The organism is Deltaproteobacteria bacterium (genome assembly GCA_003696105.1).
In the GTDB taxonomy this organism is placed as follows: Bacteria; Myxococcota_A; Polyangia; order Haliangiales; family J016; genus J016.
Genome location: RFGE01000287.1, coordinates 1 through 3,857, shown reverse-complemented (window position 1 = coordinate 3,857; position 3,857 = coordinate 1). Strand labels below are relative to the sequence as shown.

1 protein-coding gene is annotated in these 3,857 nt (G+C 70.8%); it reads right to left on the bottom strand.

From position 1 onward, the window contains the following. Window positions 1-23 precede the first annotated feature (23 nt). Window positions 24-3,320 carry a hypothetical protein gene (locus tag D6689_18135; GenBank protein ID RMH38938.1) on the bottom strand — a complete coding sequence of 1,099 codons (3,297 nt, stop codon included), beginning with the start codon at window positions 3,318-3,320 and terminating at the stop codon, window positions 24-26. Between the last annotated feature and the right edge of the window lie 537 nt (window positions 3,321-3,857).

Below are 3,857 nucleotides of genomic sequence, written 5' to 3'. Positions count from 1 at the left end.
CCTTTCTCCTCGGTTCCGCAGTGCTACGGAATCCCCTCGTTCTCCGCCGCCGGAGCGTACACGAAGCCCACCGGCATCGGCGCCACCACGCCCTCCACCCAGTGAGCCGGCTGAATTGACGTCTCCGGCGCATAGAACCGCACCGAGTCCGGCCCCGCCTGGACCGCGAACTCCACCCGGTCGAAGTCGTCGTCTCCGGCGAGCTCCCCGTCATTCGCCACCACCGACACCGAGTACAGATACTTGACCCACAGGTGGCGGGCGATGAAGTCCAACGTCGTGCACGGCGGCCTGTGCATGTCGTCGCACACGGTCTCGCTGTAGGCCGAGCCCCAACTCGTGGTCGTCCCGAACACCCGCCATGTGCCCGTCGGAGCCACCTGCTTTTGCACCGTCCGGTCCGCCGGCGTCCCGCCCAGCTGCTCGTACCACAAAAACGTCCAGTCGTTGGTCCACACGATCACGTCGAGCACGCCCGGCCCGCCTCCAATCGCCTCGCCCGGAACCACCCACTGGTAGGGGTCGCATCCCGGCCCGCTGCACGCCGTCACCGCGGCCCCGTCGGCCGGGTACCCCGGCGCATACCGCACGCGGCGCGCGTCCACCCCCCGGATGAACCGGCTCTCGTCCCACGTCAACGGCGCGGGCGCGACGCTCGTCGTGGGCGGCACCGCCGCGAGGCAGGCGCCCCCGGTCGACGCCGGCGAAAACGCATTCGACGAACAGTTCGGCCCCCGAGCGGAGAGCGGATCGCGCGCGCTCATCACGTTCCGCCGGTGAAACGTCCGCCGGATCACCGCGGTCACCTTCGGCTGCACCGACACCATCGTGTCGTAACCGGTGCCGTTGATGATTCGGTAGCGCTGGACCACCAGCCGCTTGCCCGTGCCGTACGGGACGCTCAGGTTGTTCCTCCGGGGACCATACCCGGACGGCCACGCGTACACCGACGACGGCAGCGGCTCGCTAGCCGACACCGCCTGGACGTACACCGGGCCGCCAATGAGCCGGTTTCGCCACCGCACCGGGTGCGGCGGCTCGTACGTGCGACCAGTCATGTCGGTGACGCGAAGGGCCATCTGCCACTCGCCGTCCATCGTGTCGATCCCGGGCGCGTTGTCCCGGGTCAACACGATCCGATGGCTCACCCCCGCGTCCGACGGCGTCAACACGCCGCTGGTCGTCCACGGCCCGAAACTGCCCTCGCCCGGGCGCCGAAGCCGGTACTCCACCCGCGCGACCCCGCGATTGTCCTGCGCCCACAGGTGCCACGTCACCGGGTTGACCCCGTCGTGGCGCATCGTGTACTTGTACACGCTCGGCCCCGGCGCCGTGCCGCTCAGGTCGTACTCCATCCTCGCACCGCGGCTCCCCGGTCCCGAAAACCGCGGCGTGAAGTCGCCCCCCGCGGCGCCCGGAAACCGTACCACCAGGTCCCGCTCGTCGGGCACCGCAGCGGCCGCGCCCCCATTGGACACGACGATCGTCGGATCGCAGTTGTCGTAGTGGACCGTCACCCTCGCGTCCGGGCTCACGTTCCCGGCCGCGTCCCACGCCCTCACCCGGAGCACGTTGGCGCCGCTCCACCCCGGGGTGCCGCAGGCATCGGCCGACAGCGGCACCGTCGCCTCCCATGCGCCGTCGACCAGCGACGCCGGGTAGGTCACGCCGCCGGTTTCCACGGACACGCCGGCGACGCCCGCCAGCGCGTCCGTCGCGGTCGCGCGGACCGTGACCGTCGGCGTCGCCGTCCAGGTGCCTCCGGCCGGCGCCGTCACCGCGACGTCCGGCGGCGTCCGGTCGAGCAGCACCGTGACCTCGGCGGTGCTCTCGAAGCCCGCCTCGTCGACGGCGCGCACGCGGAAGACGATGGGACCGTCCGGCCGCGCGCCCGGCGAATACGACGCGAGGATCCTGTCGAGCCCGGCGTCGTCGTCGACGAGTCCGGCCGGCTCTTCGATCGCGAAGGACGCCAGGTTCCCGTCGATCGCCACGGCCTCGACCGGGATCGACCCGCGGTAGACGCCGCCGCTTTGCGGCCGGGTAATCTCGACCAGCGGCGGCCCTCGGTCGATCGTGAACCGCCGGGTCGCCGTCCCGACGTTCCCCGCGGCGTCTTTCGCGCTGAGCGTCACCACCACCGTCCGCTGCTCCGCGGGCAGGTTCGCCACGTCGAAGTGGGCCAAGATGACCTCGTTTTCGGGGTCCCCGTCCTCGTCGGCCAACCAGCCGGGTGCGGTGATCGCCAGCGGTGGCTCGCGCGTGAAGTCGTCCGCGGCGCGCGCCCGGATCTCGATCAGGCCCGCGACGACGGCGGCGTTTGCCGGCGTCGGCGGCTCGAAGACGATCATCGGCGGCGTCTCGTCCACCTCGTCGGGATCCTGGTCGGCCGGAAACAGGTATGGATCTTCGTTCTTCGTGATGCTCTGGATGAGCAGCGCCACGTCGCCGAGTTCGAGCTGAGTCCGGTTGTCCGTCGACGCGATGAACGCCTGGATTCCCAGGCCGACCCCGGACCGCACCGTGTTGGCGTCGAGCGCACAATAGCTGTCACACGCGCCGAGCGAGATGGCTCCATTCGGTCCGCTGCCGTCGAACAGCGCGCGGGCGTCGGACAGGTCGTCGGACAGCAGCCCGGTGAGGACCGCGAGGTTCGACGCGTTTTCGGTCAGTCCGGCGTCGGCCGCGATGGTCGACGCGACGTACGACAGCCCCATCAAACTCAGCGCGTAGCGGACCTCGGCGTTGGTGTCGCGCCGCTCGGTGAGCCGAAGGTTCACAGGGAGGGTCGTATCGAGCGCGATGCCGCCGAAGTGCGCGCCGAGGTGATCGTACGACTTCGCGACGGCGTCCGAGATGGTTTCGAAGCCACCGCCGCCCGCGGCATACTTGGCCTCGGCCTGCGCCACGGCCAGCGTCGTGACGGGAGAGATCACGATACCGCTGCGGCTCTCGCCGGTGCCGAGGTTCCACACGGCGCCGCGAAGCACGACCTCGTTGTCTACGACGATGGGCGATCCCGTAAACGGCTCCTCGTACGTCGCCGGGCCGCTCACTTCGATGAGCACGATTCCGCCGGCATTGCCGTGGGTCACCGAGAACGCGCCGGTGTCGTCGGTGATGGCTGGCTCGCCCTTCTGCTCGATGGCGTTGCCGTCCTGGTCCCACTGGATGACGCGGACGGTCGCGCCCTGAAGTGGGCTGCCCATCCATACCGTGCCCTCGATCGTGCCGTGTCCTTCCGGGGGCGGCTCGACCCCACACCCGGACACAGCGACCGCGGCGGCGACCGCTGACGCAAACCACGTTCGAAATGCCATAGCCTCGCTCCTGCTCGCGAATACCGTCGTCCGGACCCAGGTATCGGCGACGCGACCGCCGGGTTGCGTCCACGGCGCGACGCCGCGGAATTTCGCGGCCGCTATGGCCACCGCTCGCGGCCGCGTGCGAGACGACGTGTCGTGTTCCTGCTAACCGCTCATCGACTGCGTCCCGACCCGGGGCCAACGACGCACCGGCGATTACCACAGGCGGTGGCACGTGGCAACGATTTTGGGTGGCCGGCGATGTGCGTGACGTGCGGCGACCGCCGCCGCGTTCACCAGACACCGGCCGCCGCCGCACGGCGGAGCGGACGGCTCGACGGAACCATCGGCGGGGGTCCGCGTGCGGACACGGCCCGCTCGCGTGGCAGCCCCGCGAGCCGCGGCGCGCCGCCGGTCTACTCGTCGAGCGACGGAACCTTCGCGCGGCCGATCGCGTCGGCGGTCTTGGCGCCGAGCAGCGACCGCGCCTTCTTCTGCGCGGCCTTCCAGCCGGCATGCGCCTGGTCGAGCAGCCGGCGGCCGGCGGGCGTG

Excerpts from the sequence above, each read along its gene's own strand:
- D6689_18135 (RMH38938.1), bottom strand. The coding sequence starts at position 3,320 with ATGGCATTTCGAACGTGGTTTGCGTCAGCGGTCGCCGCCGCGGTCGCT.